Origin of the sequence: Citrobacter sp. TBCP-5362 (assembly GCF_005406305.1) — a bacterium.
Classification (GTDB): domain Bacteria; phylum Pseudomonadota; class Gammaproteobacteria; order Enterobacterales; family Enterobacteriaceae; genus Citrobacter_B; species Citrobacter_B koseri.
In genome coordinates this window covers 2,601,420-2,622,603 of record NZ_CP040234.1, presented here as the reverse complement: position 1 = coordinate 2,622,603, position 21,184 = coordinate 2,601,420, and the positions used below count along the sequence as shown (strand labels likewise).

20 protein-coding genes are annotated in these 21,184 nt (G+C 53.9%); 7 read left to right on the top strand and 13 right to left on the bottom strand.

All coding sequences use genetic code 11. The annotated features are described in order from the left end of the window. Positions 1-78: 78 nt before the first annotated feature. Positions 79-1,152, bottom strand: coding sequence for an acyltransferase family protein (locus FD428_RS12560; protein WP_012132800.1), 1,074 nt, complete (start codon positions 1,150-1,152; stop codon positions 79-81). Between the two features lie 261 nt (positions 1,153-1,413). On the opposite strand from FD428_RS12560, the gene lolC reads away from it, so the two are divergent. The 5 genes from lolC to cobB are packed head-to-tail and all read left to right on the top strand — an operon-like array spanning position 1,414 to position 6,332. Continuing rightward, on the top strand, positions 1,414-2,613 hold the full coding sequence (gene lolC, locus FD428_RS12555) for a lipoprotein-releasing ABC transporter permease subunit LolC (RefSeq protein ID WP_024130430.1): 1,200 nt from the start codon (positions 1,414-1,416) through the stop codon (positions 2,611-2,613). After that, a complete protein-coding gene (gene lolD / locus FD428_RS12550; protein ID WP_012132798.1) occupies positions 2,606-3,307 on the top strand; it encodes a lipoprotein-releasing ABC transporter ATP-binding protein LolD in 702 nt (233 codons plus the stop codon). Before lolC ends, lolD begins: the two co-directional genes overlap by 8 nt. Further along, on the top strand, positions 3,307-4,551 hold the full coding sequence (gene lolE / locus FD428_RS12545) for a lipoprotein-releasing ABC transporter permease subunit LolE (protein WP_024130429.1): 1,245 nt from the start codon (positions 3,307-3,309) through the stop codon (positions 4,549-4,551). Before lolD ends, lolE begins: the two co-directional genes overlap by 1 nt. A gap of 32 nt (positions 4,552-4,583) precedes the next feature. Then, positions 4,584-5,495 (top strand): N-acetylglucosamine kinase, encoded by a 912-nt coding sequence (nagK, locus tag FD428_RS12540; RefSeq protein ID WP_110494339.1) that lies wholly within the window; start codon positions 4,584-4,586, stop codon positions 5,493-5,495. Positions 5,496-5,510: 15 nt separating this feature from the next. Next, positions 5,511-6,332, top strand: coding sequence for a Sir2 family NAD+-dependent deacetylase (gene cobB / locus FD428_RS12535; RefSeq protein WP_047457485.1), 822 nt, complete (start codon positions 5,511-5,513; stop codon positions 6,330-6,332). A gap of 101 nt (positions 6,333-6,433) precedes the next feature. Here cobB and potD read toward each other — a convergent pair whose 3' ends face one another. Genes potD through potA form a run of 4 tightly spaced genes read right to left on the bottom strand, consistent with a single transcriptional unit; the run spans position 6,434 to position 10,258 of the window. Further along, a complete protein-coding gene (gene potD / locus FD428_RS12530; protein WP_114848562.1) occupies positions 6,434-7,480 on the bottom strand; it encodes a spermidine/putrescine ABC transporter substrate-binding protein PotD in 1,047 nt (348 codons plus the stop codon). A gap of 24 nt (positions 7,481-7,504) precedes the next feature. Then, on the bottom strand, positions 7,505-8,284 hold the full coding sequence (gene potC, locus FD428_RS12525) for a spermidine/putrescine ABC transporter permease PotC (protein ID WP_012132793.1): 780 nt from the start codon (positions 8,282-8,284) through the stop codon (positions 7,505-7,507). Continuing rightward, positions 8,281-9,138: a spermidine/putrescine ABC transporter permease PotB gene (gene potB / locus FD428_RS12520; protein WP_047457478.1), complete on the bottom strand. Its 858-nt coding sequence runs from the start codon at positions 9,136-9,138 to the stop codon at positions 8,281-8,283. The genes potC and potB overlap by 4 nt, the downstream gene beginning before the upstream one ends. Further along, positions 9,122-10,258 carry a spermidine/putrescine ABC transporter ATP-binding protein PotA gene (gene potA, locus FD428_RS12515; protein WP_012132791.1) on the bottom strand — a complete coding sequence of 379 codons (1,137 nt, stop codon included), beginning with the start codon at positions 10,256-10,258 and terminating at the stop codon, positions 9,122-9,124. Before potA ends, potB begins: the two co-directional genes overlap by 17 nt. 250 nt (positions 10,259-10,508) lie before the next feature. Between potA and pepT the strand changes: the two genes are divergently transcribed. Continuing rightward, positions 10,509-11,735, top strand: coding sequence for a peptidase T (gene pepT / locus FD428_RS12510; protein ID WP_047457474.1), 1,227 nt, complete (start codon positions 10,509-10,511; stop codon positions 11,733-11,735). Between the two features lie 109 nt (positions 11,736-11,844). Here pepT and roxA read toward each other — a convergent pair whose 3' ends face one another. From roxA to rluE, 8 genes are all read right to left on the bottom strand, one after another. Beyond that, positions 11,845-12,966, bottom strand: coding sequence for a [50S ribosomal protein L16]-arginine 3-hydroxylase (gene roxA, locus FD428_RS12505; protein WP_047457471.1), 1,122 nt, complete (start codon positions 12,964-12,966; stop codon positions 11,845-11,847). A 92-nt stretch (positions 12,967-13,058) separates the two neighbouring features. Beyond that, the gene (phoQ, locus tag FD428_RS12500; RefSeq protein ID WP_012132787.1) at positions 13,059-14,522 is read right to left on the bottom strand and encodes a two-component system sensor histidine kinase PhoQ; all 1,464 of its coding nucleotides are present in this window, start codon (positions 14,520-14,522) and stop codon (positions 13,059-13,061) included. Then, positions 14,522-15,193 carry a two-component system response regulator PhoP gene (gene phoP / locus FD428_RS12495; protein WP_024130426.1) on the bottom strand — a complete coding sequence of 224 codons (672 nt, stop codon included), beginning with the start codon at positions 15,191-15,193 and terminating at the stop codon, positions 14,522-14,524. The genes phoQ and phoP overlap by 1 nt, the downstream gene beginning before the upstream one ends. A 171-nt stretch (positions 15,194-15,364) precedes the next feature. Beyond that, entirely contained in the window at positions 15,365-16,735 is a 1,371-nt protein-coding gene (gene purB, locus FD428_RS12490) for an adenylosuccinate lyase (protein ID WP_012132704.1), read from the bottom strand. 3 nt (positions 16,736-16,738) lie between these two features. After that, positions 16,739-17,380 (bottom strand): high frequency lysogenization protein HflD, encoded by a 642-nt coding sequence (gene hflD, locus FD428_RS12485; RefSeq protein WP_024130407.1) that lies wholly within the window; start codon positions 17,378-17,380, stop codon positions 16,739-16,741. Between the two features lie 35 nt (positions 17,381-17,415). Further along, on the bottom strand, positions 17,416-18,522 hold the full coding sequence (gene mnmA / locus FD428_RS12480) for a tRNA 2-thiouridine(34) synthase MnmA (protein WP_024130406.1): 1,107 nt from the start codon (positions 18,520-18,522) through the stop codon (positions 17,416-17,418). A 54-nt stretch (positions 18,523-18,576) separates the two neighbouring features. Further along, the gene (locus tag FD428_RS12475) at positions 18,577-19,038 is read right to left on the bottom strand and encodes an NUDIX hydrolase (RefSeq protein ID WP_047457463.1); all 462 of its coding nucleotides are present in this window, start codon (positions 19,036-19,038) and stop codon (positions 18,577-18,579) included. A gap of 9 nt (positions 19,039-19,047) precedes the next feature. Continuing rightward, positions 19,048-19,701 (bottom strand): 23S rRNA pseudouridine(2457) synthase RluE, encoded by a 654-nt coding sequence (gene rluE / locus FD428_RS12470; protein ID WP_047457460.1) that lies wholly within the window; start codon positions 19,699-19,701, stop codon positions 19,048-19,050. A 172-nt stretch (positions 19,702-19,873) separates the two neighbouring features. On the opposite strand from rluE, the gene icd reads away from it, so the two are divergent. Continuing rightward, entirely contained in the window at positions 19,874-21,124 is a 1,251-nt protein-coding gene (gene icd / locus FD428_RS12465; protein ID WP_047457457.1) for an NADP-dependent isocitrate dehydrogenase, read from the top strand. The last annotated feature ends 60 nt before the right edge of the window (positions 21,125-21,184 follow it).

Here is a 21,184-nt window from a genome sequence, read left to right as displayed (position 1 = left end):
CTGATAAGCAATGCTCTTTATTATCCGTGATCGTTTCTCTTTAGCAAATTGATTCGCCCCCGGGAGGGGGCGAAAAGATTAACGCGAATAGCTGGTAACGGCAGGGAGAGAAGGCGGAGAGAAGAAGAGATCGGCAAACAGGCGTTGCGAAATTTTTCGGACGGTAAGGCCCGTCAGCGTGCAAATCAGCAGACTGGCAAAGGGGTAAACCAACAGCAGAGCAAACTCAAGCTGCGGCGACCATGCCGCGCCGTTGATTTTCGGAATCAACGTTAAGCTGAACGCTTCGACCAGGATACGGTGGGTTGTATAGATAGCAATAGTGTTTGAGCCGATGACATTCAACAGGCTGGAAGAACGCATGCCGAAGCGCTGCTCATACTGATAGAAAAGCTTCATGATCAGCACAATCGACACCAGTGAGAGCAGCAGGGATACATTAGCCAGCCAGGCGATGACGGCGAGCAGCGCAATGCCCGCAAACGCGATAGCATAACGACGCAGTGGGACATGCTTAATCCACTCCATCAGCGTGGCGCCAAACCAGGCGCCGAGGCTGTAGTAAGGCAGGTTGCGGATCACGCTGTTCATTCCCCACCACGGCGTCGGCACGAAGTTTATCGTCACGCTCAGCAGTACAAACAGTACGAACAGTGGTTTTGCCCATTGGCTGAAGACTTTACACAGCACAAAATAGACAACCAGCGCATACAGATACCAGAGGCTGGTGCTGGCCGTCAGCATTCCGTGAATAAACTCGCCGACAGACCCGGCATAAGCGGCGTTGGAGGCATTGTTGATGTCGCGTTCGGGCGCCAGCCAGTGGTTGAGCCAGCTAAGCGCCAGCCATTGCGCCACTCCCCAGAGCGCCAGTACCCAGACAATGCTCCAGATCCGTTTATCAATACAGGTTCCCCAGGGCACGCTGTCAATATAGCGGCGGATCAGATACCCGGAAATAAAGAAAAACACTGGCATGCGAAACGGCGCCAGATAGAGGTTAAAGTAGATCCAGCATTTCGTCAGGATCTCCGATAACGGATACTGGAAAGCGGTCAGGTGGGGATAGAACGTAATCACAGAGTGATAAATGACCACCAGGCAGATGCATAACCCTTTGATTTGGTTGATCCACAATTCTTTTTGTTTCATCAGGACGGCGTACTCGTGTTATTCAACATAGCCTGTGATCCTGCGGGCGGGGATCGGTGTTGTAATGCGTAACATTCTGTATTTTATTTTTTTAAGATAAAGATCAGGGTCAAGGGTGAGTATCAAGGCAGGTATCTTCAGGAAGTTGATTTCTTGATACTTTTCAGAATTACGCTGACGAACACTTACGGTTCAGTCATTTACCCATTCCGCTTTCGCTTATATACTCAGGGCTTTGCTAACAGCAACCAGACGGATTTCATGTACCAACCTGTCGCTCTATTTATTGGCCTGCGTTATATGCGTGGGCGTGCAGCAGATCGTTTCGGTCGTTTCGTCTCCTGGCTTTCCACCATTGGCATTACTCTCGGGGTGATGGCGCTGGTCACGGTATTGTCGGTGATGAATGGTTTTGAACGTGAACTGCAAAACAACATCCTTGGCCTGATGCCGCAGGCAATTCTCTCGTCTGAGCAGGGCTCCCTTAATCCACAGCAGATACCCGAAAAAGCGGTTACGTTAAATGGCGTCAACCGTATCGCACCGCTTACCACGGGAGATGTCGTGCTGCAAAGCGCGCGTAGTGTCGCCGTGGGCGTGATGCTGGGTATCGACCCGGCGCAAAAAGATCCTTTAACGCCGTATCTGGTCAATGTGAAGCAAACCTCTCTTGAACCGGGCAAGTATAATGTCATCCTCGGCGAGCAGCTTGCCGGGCAGTTGGGCGTCAATCGCGGCGATCAAATTCGCGTGATGGTGCCTTCCGCCAGCCAGTTCACGCCAATGGGACGGCTGCCGAGCCAGCGCCTGTTTACGGTGATTGGCACCTTCGCGGCGAACAGCGAAGTGGATGGCTACCAGATGCTGACCAATATTCAGGACGCGTCGCGCCTGATGCGCTACCCGGCGGGCAATATCACCGGCTGGCGCTTGTGGCTCAATGAGCCGCTGAAGGTGGATACCCTCAGCCAGCAGACGCTGCCGGAGGGGACGAAATGGCAGGACTGGCGTGAGCGAAAAGGTGAACTGTTCCAGGCCGTGCGCATGGAAAAAAACATGATGGGTTTGCTGTTAAGCCTGATCGTCGCCGTGGCGGCGTTTAATATTATTACTTCGTTAGGTTTGATGGTGATGGAGAAGCAGGGCGAAGTGGCTATTTTACAAACCCAGGGGCTGACGCCGCGCCAGATCATGATGGTGTTTATGGTTCAGGGCGCCAGCGCCGGGATTATCGGCGCGCTGCTGGGGGCAGTGCTGGGCGCATTGCTGGCCAGCCAACTGAATAACCTGATGCCGATCATTGGCGCATTCCTAGATGGCGCTGCGCTGCCGGTGGCGATTGAACCGCTACAGGTTGTTGTTATTGCGCTGGTGGCGATGGCCATCGCGTTATTGTCCACGCTGTATCCTTCCTGGCGCGCTGCCGCCACCCAACCCGCTGAGGCTTTACGTTATGAATAAGATCCTGTTGCAATGCGACAACCTGTGCAAACGCTATCAGGAAGGCTCCGTGCAAACCGACGTGCTGCACGATGTCAGCTTCAGCATTGGCGAAGGCGAAATGATGGCGATTGTCGGCAGCTCCGGCTCCGGGAAAAGTACGCTTCTGCACCTGCTGGGCGGCCTGGATACGCCGACGTCGGGCGATGTCATTTTTAGCGGCCAGCCGATGAGCAAACTCTCGTCGGCGGCGAAAGCGGAACTGCGCAACCAGAAGCTTGGCTTTATTTATCAGTTCCATCACCTGCTGCCGGATTTCACCGCGCTGGAAAACGTCGCGATGCCGCTGCTGATCGGCAAGAAAAAACCGGCTGAAATTACCGAGCGGGCGCGTGAAATGTTGCAGGCGGTGGGGCTGGATCACCGTGCTAACCATCGTCCATCCGAACTTTCCGGCGGCGAGCGTCAGCGTGTCGCCATCGCCCGAGCGCTGGTCAACAATCCGCGCCTGGTGCTGGCGGATGAACCGACCGGCAACCTGGATGCGCGCAATGCCGACAGTATTTTCCAGCTTCTGGGTGAACTCAATCGCGCTCAGGGAACGGCGTTTCTGGTGGTGACTCACGATTTGCAGCTGGCGAAGCGAATGAGCCGTCAGCTTGAAATGCGCGACGGTCTGCTGACGGCAGAACTGAGCCTGATGGGAGCTGAGTAATGGCTTCGCCTTTATCGTTATTGATCGGCTTGCGCTTTAGTCGTGGTCGTCGACGCGGCGGTATGGTGTCGCTGATTTCCGTTATCTCGACTATCGGCATCGCGCTGGGCGTGGCGGTACTGATTGTCGGTTTAAGCGCGATGAACGGTTTTGAGCGCGAGCTGAACAACCGTATTCTGGCCGTGGTGCCGCATGGTGAAATTGAAGCGGTGAATCAGCCGTGGACTCACTGGCGCGAAGCGCTGGAAAAAGTGCAGCACGTACAGGGGATTGCAGCGGCAGCGCCCTATATCAACTTTACCGGGCTGGTGGAGAGCGGGGCGAATCTGCGCGCAATCCAGGTGAAGGGCGTGGACCCGAAACAGGAACAGCGCTTGAGCGCGCTGCCGTCGTTTGTGCAAAACCATGCCTGGGATAACTTCAGGGCGGGCGAGCAGCAGATCATCATTGGCAAGGGCGTTGCCGATGCGCTGAAAGTGAAGCAGGGCGACTGGGTGTCGATCATGATCCCCAATGCCAGCGCCGATCATAAATTGCAGCAGCCTAAGCGAGTGCGTCTGCATGTGACGGGGATTCTGCAACTGAGCGGTCAGCTCGATCACAGCTTTGCCATGATCCCTATGGAAGACGCGCAGCAGTACCTGGATATGGGGGCCAGCGTGTCCGGCATCGCGATTAAGGTCAACGATGTCTTTAACGCCAATAAATTGGTACGGGACGCTGGCGAAGTGACCGACAGTTACGTTTACATTAAGAGCTGGATCGGTACTTACGGCTATATGTACCATGATATTCAGATGATCCGCGCTATCATGTATCTGGCGATGGTGCTGGTGATCGGCGTGGCCTGCTTCAACATCGTTTCGACGCTGGTGATGGCGGTAAAAGATAAGAGCGGCGATATCGCGGTATTAAGAACCTTAGGGGCGAAAGATGGCCTAATCCGCGCCATTTTCGTCTGGTATGGGCTGCTGGCGGGTCTGCTCGGCAGTCTGTGCGGCGTGGCGATTGGCGTGGTCGTCTCATTGCAACTGACCCCTATTATCGAAGGCATCGAAAAGCTGATAGGGCATCAGTTCCTTTCTGGAGACATCTATTTTATCGACTTCCTGCCATCCGAATTACACTGGCTGGACGTTATTTACGTACTGGTTACGGCATTGTTGCTGAGCTTGTTGGCGAGCTGGTATCCGGCGCGACGCGCCAGCAATATTGACCCCGCGAGAGTGTTAAGCGGCCAGTAGTCGCAGTACATAAGAACAAGGAGCGGTGCGTGATGTATTACGGGTTTGACATTGGCGGGACAAAAATTGCCTTAGGCGTGTTTGATAACGAGCGACGTTTGCGCTGGGAAAAACGCGTACCGACGCCACGCGAAGGCTATGAGGCTTTTTTAACGGCGGTCTGCGATCTGGTGGCGGAAGCCGACCAGCGGTTTGACGTAAAAGGTTCCGTGGGCATTGGTATTCCCGGGATGCCGGAAACGGAAGACGGAACGCTGTATGCCGCCAATGTTCCGGCCGCCAGCGGTAAACCGCTCCGCGCCGATCTCAGCGCCCGGCTGGATCGTGATGTTCGCCTGGATAACGACGCGAACTGCTTTGCACTGTCGGAAGCCTGGGATGATGAGTTCACGCAGTATCCGCTGGTCATGGGGCTTATCCTCGGGACGGGCGTAGGCGGCGGACTGGTGCTCAACGGTAAGCCGATCACCGGTCGCAGCTATATTACCGGCGAGTTTGGTCATATGCGTCTGCCTGTCGATGCGCTCACCCTGATGGGGTTCGATTTTCCTCTGCGTCGCTGCGGCTGCGGTCAACTGGGCTGCATCGAAAATTATCTTTCCGGCCGCGGGTTTGCGTGGCTGTATCAGCATTACTATCATCAACCTCTACAGGCGCCGGAGATTATTGCTTTGTGGGAGCAAGGTGATGAACGCGCGCGTGCGCATGTTGAACGTTACCTGGATTTACTGGCGGTCTGCCTGGGGAATATCCTCACGATCGTCGATCCCGATCTGGTGGTGATTGGGGGAGGATTATCAAACTTCACTGCTATAACAACGCAACTGGCAGACAGGTTGCCACGTCATCTCCTTCCTGTTGCTCGTGTACCGCGTATTGAACGGGCGCGACACGGTGATGCGGGCGGGATGCGCGGCGCTGCCTTCTTACATCTTACCGATTAATCAAAAGAGGTTGTTATGCAGTCGCGTCGGGCTCATCGATTAAGCCGTTTTCGTAAAAACAAACGCCATTTGCGTGAACGCCTGCGTCAGCGAATCTTTTTCAGAGACAGAGTGGTGCCGGAAATGATGGAAAAACCAAGAGTATTAGTTCTTACTGGAGCGGGAATCTCTGCCGAATCCGGCATTCGTACATTTCGCGCCGCTGATGGTCTCTGGGAAGAACATCGGGTTGAGGATGTGGCGACCCCGGAAGGGTTTGCCCGCGATCCAGAACTGGTTCAGTCATTTTACAACGCTCGCCGTCAGCAGTTGCAGCGGCCTGAGATTCAGCCCAACCCGGCGCATGTCGCTCTGGCAAAACTGGAAGAGGCGCTGGGCGATCGTTTCCTGCTGGTGACGCAAAATATCGATAATCTGCATGAACGCGCGGGCAACAAGAATATCATCCACATGCACGGCGAGCTGTTGAAAGTGCGCTGCTCCCAGAGCGGGCAAATTCTGGACTGGACGGGCGATGTGACTTCAGACGATAAGTGCCACTGCTGCCAGTTCCCGGCTTCGCTTCGCCCGCACGTCGTGTGGTTTGGTGAAATGCCGCTTGGCATGGATGAGATCTATATGGCGCTGGCGATGGCGGATGTGTTTATCGCTATCGGAACATCCGGGCATGTTTATCCGGCTGCCGGGTTTGTGCATGAGGCTCGCCTGCACGGCGCGCATACGGTCGAGCTAAATCTTGAACCAAGCCAGGTCGGCAGCGAGTTTGAAGAGAAATATTATGGCCCGGCAAGCCAGGTCGTACCGGCGTTTATTGAGAAATTATTGAAAGGACTGTGATTTTTTTGCCGGATGGCGGCGAATGCCTTATCCGGCCTACGGTTCGCATTTGTCCAGGCCCGATAAGCGCAGCGCTATCGGGCATTTTTTACAACGCTGAATTAGCGTCCCGCTTTCAGCTTCTGATAATACTCTTCATAGATAGCACTGGCGGAACCCACATCGTTCTGCCATTCCCCTTTATTGATGGTGTCGGCATCAGGGTAGAGTGATTTATCATTTGCCACTTCAGGACTTAACAGCTTACGTGCGGCCAGGTTCGGCGTCGGATAACCGATGGTTTCCGCCACTTCTTTCGCCACATCCGGGCGCAACAGGAAGTTGATCAGCTTCAGCGCGCCTTCTTTGTTTTTGGCGTTCGCCGGAATAGAAAGGCTGTCCATCCAGAAAATACCGCCTTCTTTCGGCCAGATAACCTCAAGCGGCGTCCCTGCCTGACGTGCAACGTACGCAGAACCGTTCCACACCATCCCCAGGTTGACTTCGCCTTCCATATACGGGTTAGCCGGGTTGTCGGAGTTGAACGCCGCCACGTTTGGCATCAGTTTTTTCAGTTCGCTATACGCCGCTTCAATCTCTTTAGGATCGGTGGTGTTGCCGGAGTAACCCAGCTTACGTAGCGCCATCTGGAACACTTCACGCGCATCGTCAGTCAGCAGCAGGCTGCCTTTATACTCAGGCTTCCACAGGTCAGCCCAACTGGTGACGGTTTTCGGGTCAATTTCGTCGCTGTTAACGCCAATTGCCGTTGCGCCCCAGATATACGGGATGGAGTAGTCGTTATTCGGGTCAAACGGTTTGTTGAGCATTTCAGGATCGAGGTTGTGGAAGTTGGTTAACTTCGTTTTGTCGATCTTCTGGATCATGCCCTCTTTACGCATTTTATCGACGTAATAGGTGGAAGGCACCACCAGGTCGTAGGCGCCGTCTTTATACGTTTTCAGCTTGGCATACATGGTTTCATTCGACTCGTAGGTCGAATAGATAACCTTAATGCCCGTCTCTTTAGTGAACTGTTCCAGCAGTCCTGGTGGAACATACTCGGTCCAGTTGTAGAAATAGAGCGTGTTGTTGTCATCAGCGTGAGCGGCGCTCATGCCCAGTGCCAGAGCACCCGCCGCGAGCAGGTGGCGTGACCATTTTTTCATTTAACGTCCCCTGAATAGTGGGCCTCAACGGCCCTTGGTTTTATCACGAGCAATAAGCTGGCTGGCGATGACCATAACCAGCGACAGAACCAACAAAATCGTTGCCAGCGCATTAACTTCCGGTGAAACGCCGACTTTTACCATTGAGTAAATTTTCAATGGCAGAATCTCATAGCCAGGCCCGGTGACGAATGACGAAACCACCACGTCATCCATCGACAGGGTGAAACTGAGCAACCAGCCAGCCGCGACCGCAGGCATGGCCAGCGGCAGAATGATCTTACGCAAAATCGTGACTTCACTGGCTCCCAGGTCTTTTGCCGCTTCCAGCATCCGCACGTCAAACCCTTTCAGGCGCGAGTAAACGGTAACGACCACGAAGGGCAGGCAAAAGGTGATATGCGAAAACAGCAACGACCAGAAGCCCAACTGGATGCCGAGCAGCATAAACAGCACCAGCAGTGAAATCGCCATTACAATATCCGGCGACATCATGACGACGAACAGCATGCCGCTGACAAACGGTTTACCGCGAAAACGATAGCGATACAGCGCCACTGCCGTTAGCGAGCCGATGATCGTGGCAAAGGTGGCCGAGAACACCGCCATCGTCAGCGAGTGCTGTGCCGCCTGCAACAGGCTGTCGTTATTCATCAGCAGGCTGTACCAGTTGGTGGTAAAACCCTGCCAGTTGATGCCAAAGCGCGAACTGTTAAAGGAGTTCACAATCAAGATGATGATTGGAATATACAGGTACGCGTAGATAGCGGTCATAAAACCGCCACGAAGCAGTCGACCGATCATTCGAGTTCCACCTTCTTATTCAGCAGCCGCGATGCGCGCCAGTAAACCAGCAGCATCAGGCCCATCACAATCGTCAGCGTAATGCTGGTGGCTGCGCCAAACGGCCAGTCGCGAATGTTCAGGAACTGAACCTTAATAACGTTACCAATCAGCAGGTTCTTTGCTCCACCCATCAGGTCAGAGACATAGAACAGCCCCATCGCCGGCAGCATCACCAGCAGACACCCGGCGATGATCCCCGGCATGGTCAGTGGAATAATAATGCGAATAAAGGTCTGCAATTTACTGGCGCCCAGATCGCGGGCGGCCTCCAGCAGCGGCTTATCCAGTTTTTCAATGCTGGAGTAGAGCGGCATTACCATAAACGGCAGCAGGATATAGACCAGACCGATAATGACCGCGCCCGGCGTGAACATGATGCGGATCGGGGTGTCAATCACACCCAGCCACAGCAGGAACTCGTTGAGATAGCCCTTGGTGCTGAGAAAAATTTTCAGGCCGTAAATACGGATCAGCGAGTTAGTCCAGAACGGCACGATCAGCAAAAACAGCAGCAGCGGACGCACTTTTTCCGGCAGTTTCGCCAGAAACCAGGCAAAGGGATAGCCGAGCACCAGGCAGGCGAAGGTGGCGATGAGTGCCATATTGAGGGAATGCAGCAATACCTCAAAATAGAGCGGATCGAGCAAACGAGCGTAGTTATCCAGCGTAAAGACCATTTTGACGAAGTTCGCGTCATCACGGGTCAAAAAGCTGGTACCAATAATCATCAGGTTGGGCAGAAAGACAAACAACACAAGCCAACCAACGACAGTGACAATCACCACATTCTGGAATTTACTTGTGTTCTTCATCAGCCAGTACGACCTCCCAGCTTTCTACCCAGTTAATGGCCATTTTTTGGTCGAGAGAGTGGTCGAAGTCAGGATCGTCTTCATTGAAGAATTCGCTGACCATCACCATTTTGCCATTTTCCAGTTCGACGACGGACTCCAGCGTCATGCCTTTGTAGTTGCGCTCGCGTACGTAGCCAATGAGACCTTCAATGTGGTTATCATCGTTAATTTCATCAACGCGCAGATCTTCCGGGCGTAACAGTACGTTCAGTTTCTGACCAGGAACGACGGCAAAGTTAACATAAATATTGCACTCGCGTCCTTCTACATTGGCGCGTACGCGTTGTTCGTCCAGACGTTCAATTACCGTGGCGTTAAACATGTTGATTTCGCCAATGAATCCGGCGACGAACAGGTTTTTCGGCTCCTCATAGATTTCTCGCGGCGTGCCGTCCTGCTCAATAATGCCGTCGCGCATCACCACGATACGGTCAGACATGGTCAGCGCTTCTTCCTGATCGTGCGTAACGAACACAAAAGTGATGCCCAGCTTACGCTGCAACGCTTTCAGTTCGTTCTGCATCTGCTTTCGCAGCTTGTAATCCAGCGCGGAGAGGGATTCATCCAGCAGCAATAAACGCGGTTTATTGACGACGGCGCGGGCGATGGCCACACGCTGCTGCTGCCCGCCGGAAAGCTGATGCGGCTTTCGCTGCGCAAACTCTTCCAGTTGCACCATGCGCAGAGCGTCGGTGACGCGAGGGGTAATCTCGGCGGCGGGGGTTTTCTGCATGCGTAAACCGAAAGCCACATTTTCAAATACGGTCATGTGGGGGAATAACGCATAGCTTTGAAAGACGGTGTTCACATAGCGGTGTTCCGCTGGAACGTCGGTGATGTCCTGGTTATCCAACATGATATGACCGGCATCAACATTTTCCAGACCGGCAATCAGGCGCAGAACGGTTGTTTTACCGCAGCCAGAGGGGCCAAGCAGCGTGAGGAATTCGCCGTTATTGATGGTCAGATTCAGATTAGAAATGACCTCTTTTCCGTCGAAGCTTTTGCGAATTCCCGCCAGTTGTACCAGCGGTGAAAGCGAACGCGGTTGTTTATTCAATTTTTTACTCTGTCCCATGTAGACGCAACGGATGGCTGACCGATGCGGGGTTTGTGGTTAACCACCTTGGTGACTCTTAATGAGGGCGGTCATTCTACGGCAAACCGCTAAAATCGCCAATCCTTGTTGCGAATTACTGGCTTAGCTTTATAGTCAGAAAAAGTGTCTACGCGAAATATTCTCGTTTGCAGGGATAAAAGTGACCTGACGCAATATTTGTCTTTTCTTGCTTATTAATAATGTTGTCACGAAAAGTGAGGGTGACTGCATGGATAAACTACTTGAGCGTTTTTTACACTACGTGTCGCTGGATACCCAATCAAAGGCGGGCGTACGGCAAGTGCCCAGCACTGAGGGCCAGTGGAAATTATTACATTTGCTCAAACAACAGCTTGAAGAAATGGGGCTGGTGAACGTCACGTTAAGTGACAAAGGGACCGTCATGGCGACGCTGCCAGCCAACGTTGCTGGCGATATCCCCGCGATTGGTTTTATCTCTCATGTGGATACCTCACCTGATTTCAGCGGTAAAAATGTGAATCCGCAGATTGTGGAAAACTACCGTGGTGGCGATATTGCGCTAGGGATCGGCGATGAGGTGCTGTCGCCGGTGATGTTCCCGGTTCTGCATCAACTGCTGGGGCAGACGCTGATCACCACTGACGGGAAAACGCTGCTGGGCGCTGACGACAAAGCGGGCGTGGCGGAAATCATGACCGCGCTGGCGGTACTGAAACAGAAAGACATTCCGCACGGTGATATTCGCGTGGCTTTTACGCCGGATGAAGAGGTCGGAAAAGGGGCGAAACATTTTGACGTTGAGGCTTTCGGCGCGCAGTGGGCTTATACCGTTGATGGCGGCGGCGTAGGGGAGCTGGAGTTTGAAAACTTCAATGCGGCCTCCGTGAATATCAAAATCGTGGGCAATAACGTACACCCCGGTACGGCGAAGGGCGTGATGGTGAATGCGCTGTCGCTGGCGGCGCGTATTCATGCCGAGGTTCCGGCGGATGAGAGCCCGGAGACGACTGAAGGCTATGAAGGCTTCTACCATCTGGCGAGTATGAAAGGCACCGTTGATCGTGCGGATATGCACTACATCATTCGCGATTTCGACCGCAAACAGTTTGAAGCCCGCAAGCGCAAAATGATGGAGATCGCTAAAAAGGTCGGGAAGGGACTGCACCCGGACTGCTACATTGAGCTGGTGATCGAAGACAGCTATTACAATATGCGCGAGAAAGTGGTCGAACATCCACATATTCTCGATATTGCACAGCAGGCAATGCGTGACTGCGATATTGTGCCGGATATGAAGCCGATCCGTGGCGGCACTGACGGCGCCCAGCTTTCGTTTATGGGCTTACCGTGCCCGAACCTCTTTACCGGCGGCTATAACTATCATGGCAAGCATGAGTTTGTGACGCTGGAAGGGATGGAGAAAGCGGTGCAGGTGATTGTGCGTATTGCGGAGCTAACTGCGAAGCAGCAGTAATGGTGTCGTGGTGTAATGGCGCCGGATGGCGCTTCGCTTATCAGGCCTACCGTTCGTAGGCCTGATAAAACGTGTTAGCGTTGCCATCAGGCTCAATCGCAATAACTTATTACCCTTCAAAGAACCAGTACCCGCTGTTGACCAGCGCGGCCAGCATTGCGAGGAACGACGGGTCTTCCAGCGCATCGCCAAAATTCTCGGCGGTCAGCACGATGTGACTGGAGAGCGCCTCCAGCGCCGGGCGGTGTGGAGAATCAATCTTCTCACCGTTGGCGTAGACCTCATCGCCAATGCGCAGGACGCGTAAGCCGCCCAGACGCACCAGCACATCGCCTTGTTTCAGCGCATCATAGATCTCATCCGGCTGATACGGCGGTTCCGGCGGCGCGATGTCCAGTTCGTGACGAGACTGGGAGATAAATTCGCCAAACCACTGTTTAAAGTGTTCAGGCTGATTGATCAGGTCGAGCATCATTTCACGCAGCTTGTCCATCTCCTGCGGCAGAACGTCGGCAGGATGCTCGCGCGGCGGGATATCCGGGTCGCTGTAATAGGTGCTGCCCAGCTCGCGTTGCAGAACGTAGTCGGCAAAACCGCTGATCAGTTCACGCGTATTCGGCGCGCGGAAACCAACCGAGTAGTTCATCGCGTTTTCCAGCGCGTAGCCTTCGTGCGGGAATCCGGGTGGGATATACAGAATATCGCCGGGCTCCAGCTCTTCATCAATGATGGCTTCAAAAGGATCGACCTGGAGTAGATCCGGGTGAGGGCAATGCTGCTTCAGTTGCAGCTTCTCGCCTACGCGCCAGCGGCGGCGACCGGTTCCCTGAATGATAAAGACATCGTACTGATCCAGATGCGGACCCACGCCGCCGCCAGGGACGGAAAAGGAGATCATCAGATCGTCAATACGCCAGTCTGGCAACGCGCGGAAAGGGCGCATCAGCGCAGCGGTAGGTTCATGCCAGTGGTTTACGGCCTGAACCAGCAGCGACCAGTTGTTCTCGCCGAGGTGGTCGTAACTCTCGAACGGGCCGTGGCTGACCTGCCATTTACCATCCTGATGACTGACCAGACGGCTATCGACTTCGCTTTCCATCGCCAGTCCCGCCAGTTCGTCAGGGGAGAGCGGATCAATGAAGTTGTTGAACCCACGTTTTAACACCACCGGGCGTTTTTGCCAGTGGCGTTCAAGAAATTCGGGCCAGTTAAGTGTTAATTGATATTCCATGTTGATTATCCGCAGGCTGGTATCTGACACCGATTATAACGGATGCTTAACGACATGCGGTGAAGAACATATATAAATATTACACGCCAGCGTCATTCATCGCGCTGAATCGGGTGCTGGCGACCAAAAATCACCTCCATCCGCGCTCCGCCGAGCAAACTGTCACCGGCGACGATCTTCCCTTCATATTGCTCAGTGATCTCACGGGCGACCGCCAGCCCCACGCCTTGCCCTGGTCGCAGGGTGTCAATGCGCTGACCGCGATCGAAAACCACATCACGCTTGCTTTGCGGAATGCCCGGGCCGTCGTCTTCTACCAGAATATGCAGATGCTCATCGGTCTGCCGGGCTGAAATTTCAACAAACTCCAGGCAGTATTTACAGGCGTTATCCAGCACGTTGCCCATCACTTCAACAAAGTCATTCTGCTCGCCGACGAAGCTGATTTCCGGCGAAATATCGAGGCTAATGTTGACCCCTTTACGCTGATACACTTTATTGAGCGCGCAGGTGAGATTGTCCAGTAACGGCGCTACGGGGTGCAGCTCGCGACTGAGTAACACGCCGCTTCCGCGCATGCTGGCTCGATGCAGGTAATAACCGATCTGCTGGGATATACGGCTGATCTGTTCCAGCATGACCGGTTCGGCGTCGCTGACGCTCATTTTTTCGCTGCGCATTGAACGCAGGGTGCTCTGCAATACCGCCAGCGGCGTTTTCAGACTATGGGTGAGGTCGGTTAACGTGGTGCGGTATTTATCATAACGCTCACGTTCGCTCTTCAGCAGCCGGTTGAGGTTGCGCACCAGGCTGGTCAGTTCCCGCGTGGTTTCCGGGTTGAGCATTTCGCGGTGGTGTTCTTCCAGCTCACGCACTTCACGCGCCAGCGCTTCGATAGGGCGTAAACTCCACCACGCGGCGACCCAGAGCAACGGGATGACTAACAGCAGGTTTGCCGCCAGAACATAAATAAACCAGCTCCAGACCATATACGAGCGTTTCAGCTCGATGGGGATAGTATCGACAACCACTATCGTCAGTTGCGGCATCCGCGCGGTAGCCGGATAGACATTCACCGCCACGGAGTGGGTCATTTCCGCATCGTCGTCATCTTCCCGCACCTCTTTGAGCTGCTGTTGGGCGGAATGATCTTCACTCAGCAACGTGCTGGTGGCGTCGACATCGGCTTCAATTTCATGAAAACCGTTGGCTTTCAGCCATTCCGGCTGGATACGTTTCTCCAGCCAGGGAACGTTGCGCTGCGCCCATAACAACTTGCCGTTCTCATCATAGATCAGTGTCATCGTGGGGCTTTGCATATCGAGATTTTCCGGGATCTCGATATTGATTTTATTGTTTTGCCATGACGCGAGGGTGTAGAAAAGGTTGCTCTCACCGCGTAACAGGCGAAAGGTTGTCTTATCAAAACTGACGCTGTAGCCAACCAGCGCGACCATGCCGTAGGCCAGAGAGAGCACCAGCACAACGCCTGCCGTCGCCAGCAGAAAGCGCAGGCGCAGCGATAAAGGAAAAAGATGACGCAGTAATTTATTCATTAGCGCAGTTCGAACAGGTATCCCTGACCACGGACGGTGGTAATCACATCATCAGGATATCGCGCCTGAATTTTTTTGCGTAAGCGCCCCATCAATACATCAATGGTATGGCTTTCACGCAGTTCCGCATCCGGGTAGAGCTGTAGCATCAACGAATCTTTACTGACGACTTTGCCATTATTGCGGATCAGCGTTTCCATAATGGTGTATTCAAACGCCGTCAGTTTTATCACTTCATCATTTACGGACAATTCACGGCGGGAGAGATCCACCTGAAAAGGCGGAATAGAGATAACCTGCGAGGCCAGACCGCTGTTGCGGCGCATTAACGCCTGCATACGCGCGACCACTTCTTCAATATGAAACGGTTTTGTCACATAGTCGTCGGCGCCGGCGCTCAGCACTTCCACTTTATCCTGCCAGCCTTCACGGGCGGTTAATACCAGAACAGGAAGGGAAACGTCATTGCTGCGCCAGCGGCGGATCAGCGAAAGCCCGTCTTCATCCGGGAGGCCTAAATCGACGATGGCGATGTCCGGCAGATGCTCGTTAAGATAATAATCGGCTTCCTTTGCATCTTCTGCGTCATCAACCTGGTGCCCCAAATCCTGTAATTGAACCTTCAGGTGGTGGCGTAATAAGGCATTATCTTCGACAACCAGTACGCGCATCATCTTTTCTCCCTAAATTAACGGTATTAGTAGTTTAACGCTGATTATGTTGCGGCGGGGATAAACATTTCGTAAACCGGGGGGAGAGTTATGCCGGATGAGTCTCCGGCATTGGGGGCGCTGAATATCGGCCGGATAAGATGCGTTAGCATCGCTATCCGGCAGGGGGGATTACTTCAGCTCGTCAACCATAGTGATGGCGCGACCAATATAGTTGGCCGGGGTCATCGCCTTCAGGCGCGTTTTCTCTTCTTCCGGCAGGGCCAGACTGTCGATAAACTGCTTCATGCCTTCGGCGTCAACACGTTTGCCGCGCGTTAACTCTTTCAGCTTCTCGTACGGTTTCTCAATGCCATAGCGGCGCATTACGGTCTGGATCGGCTCTGCCAGCACTTCCCAGTTGTGATCCAGTTCATCCAGCAGACGATCGCGGTTCACTTCCAGTTTGCTTACGCCTTTCAGGGTGGACTGATACGCGATCAACGCATAGCCAATACCGACGCCCAGGTTACGCAGCACGGTGGAGTCCGTCAGGTCGCGCTGCCAGCGGGAAACCGGCAGTTTGCTTGCCAGGTGTTGCAGTACGGCGTTAGCCAGGCCCAGGTTGCCTTCGGAGTTTTCGAAGTCAATCGGGTTAACCTTGTGCGGCATGGTGGAAGAACCAATTTCACCCGCGATGGTTCTCTGTTTGAAGTGGTTGAGCGCGATATAACCCCAGACGTCGCGATCGAAGTCAATCAGGATGGTGTTAAAGCGCGCGACGCAGTCAAACAGCTCTGCGATGTAGTCATGCGGTTCAATCTGTGTGGTGTACGGGTTCCACTGAATACCCAGCGACGTCACAAACTCTTCGCTGAAATGGTGCCAGTCCACTTCCGGGTAAGCGGCAATGTGGGCGTTATAGTTACCGACCGCGCCGTTGATTTTACCAAGGATTTCCACCTGGTTTAACTGGCGGAACTGGCGTTCCATACGGTAAGCCACGTTAGCCATCTCTTTCCCCATCGTGGACGGCGTAGCCGGTTGACCGTGGGTACGGGAGAGCAGGGGAATGTCGCGATACTGAACGGACAGATCTTTTACTGCGTCGATCAACTGACGCCAGTACGGCAGGATCACTTCGTCGCGCGCGGTTTTCAGCATCAGCGCATGAGACAGGTTGTTGATGTCTTCAGAAGTACAGGCGAAGTGGATGAACTCTGAAACCGCATGCAGTTCCGGGATATCCGCCACTTTTTCTTTCAGGAAATACTCAACAGCCTTCACGTCGTGGTTCGTCGTGCGCTCAATGGTTTTGATACGCGCGGCATCTTCTTCATTGAAGTTCGCGACGATCGTATCCAGGAAACCGTTTGCGTCGGCAGCAAAAGCAGGAACTTCCTTGATCGCTGCGTGCGCGGCCAGTTTTTGCAGCCAGCGTACTTCAACCTGTACACGGAATTTCAGCAAACCGTATTCGCTGAAAATCCCGCGCAGCGCGCTGACTTTATCGCCGTAGCGTCCATCGACAGGGGAAACGGCGGTCAGTGAGGATAATTCCATAGATCACAACTCCGGGGTTAAATGAGCAAGAATTTGTTTTGCCTGAGTGGTCAGGCGATTACGAGAAAACATTAATTGCAGGCGGCCACCGCCGACCTGGTGCCAGAGCACTGCGGCACGGATACCGGCCAGAAGCGAGGCGCGAACTTTTGCCTGCACCTGCGGGCTTTGCAGCACGGCGGGTGAGCCCGTCACCTGAATGCGCGGCCCCAGCGGGCTGATGACATCGACATAAATACCGGCCATCGCGCTCATCAGCGTTTCTGATTGCAGGTCAAAATGGTCAAGCTGACGCTGTAAGCCGTTAATGCGCTCGCCCAGCATGTCCAGCGCGCCTTTGGCGGCTGACAGTTTGCGCTCCAGCACCATCAGGCTCAGCGTATAGCGCGTCAGCTCTGCGTTCAGCCCCTGGCGGCTACTGGCATTCAGGACGCCGAGCAGGGTTTCCAGACCGAGGCGAAGGTTCGCTTCGCTGCCGCCGAATACGCCCAGCGTAGAGCTGGGGTTCATATCGATAACGCTGTTCAGTGAAACGTGTAGCGCATCGGCATCACAGTGCCCCTGGTGCGCCAGCTGTTGCACCAGGCGTGCTGACTGGCAAATGCCTGCCAGTGCGAGGGTGATGTCATAATAATTCTTTGCCACGATCACTGCTTCCTTGTATCAGTTATAGAGAATAATTATACCGGCAGGGGCAGGCGCTGCTCGATAATACCGCCGCCGAGGCACACTTCTCCGTTATAAAAGACAGCCGACTGACCCGGCGTTACTGCGGCTACCGGCTCATCAAAAATCACTTCAATGCGTTCGTCATCCAGCGCTTTCACGGTGCACGGAATGTCGGTCTGGCGGTAGCGGGTTTTCACCGTGCAGCGCAGGGTGCCGCTAAACGGTTCGCGATCGACCCAGTGAAGCTGTTGGGCAATCAGGCCGACGGACATCAGACGTGGATGCTCATGACCCTGAGCGACAACCAGAATGTTGTTCTCGACATCTTTATCGACCACGTACCACGGATCTTCGGTGCCTTCTTTGGTGCCGCCGATACCCAGACCTTTACGTTGGCCCAGCGTGTGGTACATCAGCCCCTGGTGCTGACCGATTTCGTCGCCGTCTACGGTGATGATTTTTCCTGGCTGCGCCGGGAGATAGCGACCGAGGAACTCGCGGAATTTACGTTCGCCGATAAAGCAGATGCCGGTAGAGTCTTTTTTCTTCGCGGTGATCAGACCGAGGTCTTCGGCAATTTTGCGTACCTGCGGTTTTTCCAGCTCACCGACCGGGAACAGGCTTTGGGCGATCTGCTCATGGCCGAGTGTGTAAAGGAAGTAGCTCTGATCTTTGTTACCGTCGAGCCCGCGCAGCAGGCGGCTTTTGCCGTCCACATCCGCGCGACGGACGTAGTGACCGGTGGCGATATAATCAGCGCCCAGATCTTCAGCGGCAAATTCGAGGAAGGCTTTAAATTTGATCTCTTTATTACACAGAATATCCGGGTTCGGCGTGCGGCCCGCTTTGTACTCTTCCAGGAAGAGTTCAAAAACGTTGTCCCAGTATTCTGCGGCAAAGTTTACGGTATGCAGTTCAATGCCAAGTTTGTCGCAAACGGCCTGCGCATCAGCCAGGTCGGCTGCCGCTGTGCAATATTCCTCACCGTCGTCCTCTTCCCAGTTCTTCATGAACAGGCCTTCTACCTGGTAGCCCTGTTGTTGCAACAGCCAGGCGGAAACGGAGGAGTCGACACCGCCGGACATGCCGACGATCACTTTTTTTGGGCTTTCTGACATTGGAATACTCACGACATTGAACTTCAAGGCGGCGTATTCTATCACGCAGCCCTTTTACTTGACACCCTCTGTAAACGGCCAGTTAAATTCGCCGATGATCGCCAGCGGATAACGTTGCCCGTTCTGCCAGCAACGAATGCTCTCGGCAACCAGCGGCGAACGCAGGTTGGGGGCGTTGAGGATCGCGTCGGCGCTGACCCAGCGACAGCAGTCAATGTCGTTGTCGTGAGGTTCAGTGGCGCACATCCTGGCAAGCTCAATGGAAAACAGGAAACGCAGGAACGGCGTGTTGTCCGGTGCGATCCATTGATGCAGACGAATAAAGTGCTGGGGTTGCGCGGTAATCCCTGTCTCTTCCCAGAGTTCGCGCGCGGCGGCTTCCACCAGCGTTTCGTCAGCTTCCAGGTGTCCGGCTGGCTGATTCCAGAGCGCTTTGCCGTTAATGGTCTCTTCCACCACGAGGAATTGACCTTCTGCATGGACGATGCAGGCGACGGTGACGTGCGGTTTGAACATGGTTTTTCCTTAATCGGTAGCGTCTCGCCATTCGCCGTTGGCAAGATTATCCAGCGTGTAGTTGCCCATTGCGTAGCGGATCAGTCGCAGCGTAGGGTAGCCGACGTGCGCCGTCATACGCCGTACCTGACGGTTACGGCCTTCATATAAGGTCACTTTGAGCCAGCGGGTGGGAATACTTTTTCGTTCGCGAATCGGCGGCGTTCTCGGCCACAGCCATTCGGGTTCGTCCACTACCTCAATGCCCGCAGGCAGAGTGGGGCCATCATTGAGCGTCACGCCATTGCGCAGGGCTTCCAGCGCTTCTGCGGTGGGTTCGCCTTCAACCTGAACGTAATAAATTTTACCGGTACGTTTGCCGGGTTGCGTCAGACGAGCCTGCAATGCGCCATCGTTGGTGAGCACCAGAAGACCTTCGCTGTCCCTGTCCAGACGACCTGCTGCGTAGACGCCCTGGACAGGAATATAGTCTTTTAATGTGCTGCGCCCGGCCTCATCCGTAAATTGCGGCAAAACATCGTAAGGTTTATTGAACAAAACCACGCGTTTTGGCTGGTTTTCTTTCCGCCGCTTAGTGACTTGTCGTGAGCTGAATCGCTCAACCCGGTGATTTCTAAAAGAAGTTTTTTGCATGGTATTTTCAGGGCTTATCAATTGCCGCATTATAGCCTAATAACGAGTGTCTTTCATGGCAGCAAACAATAGGGTAGTATTGACACGCTCATTACAAATCATTAACAAAAAAGTTGCTCTAATGCATCCGTGTCGCAGGACGCAAACGCACATGCAGCGTGATGACAGACGAGCAAACCAGAAGCGCTCGAAGGAGAGGTGAATGGAAAGCAAAGTAGTTGTTCCGGCGGAAGGTAAGAAGATCACCCTGCAAAACGGCAAACTCAACGTTCCTGAAAATCCGATTATCCCGTTCATTGAAGGCGACGGTATCGGTGTTGATGTAACCCCAGCCATGCTCAAAGTGGTCGATGCCGCTGTCGAGAAAGCCTATAAAGGCGAGCGTAAAATCTCCTGGATGGAAATTTACACCGGTGAAAAATCCACTCAGGTTTATGGCCAGGATGTCTGGCTGCCTGCTGAAACCCTGGATCTGATTCGTGATTACCGCGTGGCCATCAAAGGCCCTCTGACTACCCCGGTCGGCGGCGGTATTCGTTCCCTGAACGTGGCGCTGCGTCAGGAACTCGACCTGTACGTGTGTCTGCGTCCGGTTCGTTACTATCAGGGCACCCCAAGCCCGGTTAAACACCCTGAACTGACCGACATGGTCATCTTCCGCGAAAACGCTGAAGATATTTATGCAGGTATCGAATGGAAAGCCGACTCTGCGGATGCCGAGAAAGTGATCAAATTCCTGCGTGAAGAGATGGGCGTGAAGAAAATTCGCTTCCCTGAACACTGTGGTATCGGTATTAAGCCGTGTTCCGAAGAAGGGACCAAACGTCTGGTGCGTGCGGCGATTGAATATGCCATCGCTAACGACCGTGATTCTGTGACCCTGGTTCACAAAGGCAACATCATGAAGTTCACCGAAGGCGCGTTTAAAGACTGGGGCTACCAGTTAGCGCGTGATGAATTCGGCGGTGAGCTGATCGACGGCGGCCCGTGGGTCAAAATCAAGAACCCGAACACCGGCAAAGAGATCGTGATTAAAGACGTGATCGCCGATGCGTTCCTGCAACAGATCCTGCTGCGTCCGGCTGAGTACGACGTGATTGCCTGTATGAACCTGAACGGCGACTACATCTCTGACGCCCTGGCTGCGCAGGTTGGTGGTATCGGTATCGCGCCGGGCGCGAACATCGGTGACGAGTGCGCGCTGTTTGAAGCGACTCACGGTACTGCGCCGAAGTACGCGGGCCAGGATAAAGTTAACCCGGGCTCCATCATTCTGTCTGCTGAGATGATGCTGCGCCACATGCAGTGGTTCGAAGCCGCAGATCTGATCGTCAAAGGGATGGAAGGCGCGATTGCCGCGAAGACTGTCACTTACGATTTCGAACGTCTGATGGAAGGCGCTAAGCTGCTGAAATGTTCAGAGTTTGGCGACGCGATCATCGCAAATATGTAATCCAGTTTCTGGGTTAAACAAGAACGGGAGCCTGAGGGTTCCCGTTTTTTATTATTAGCA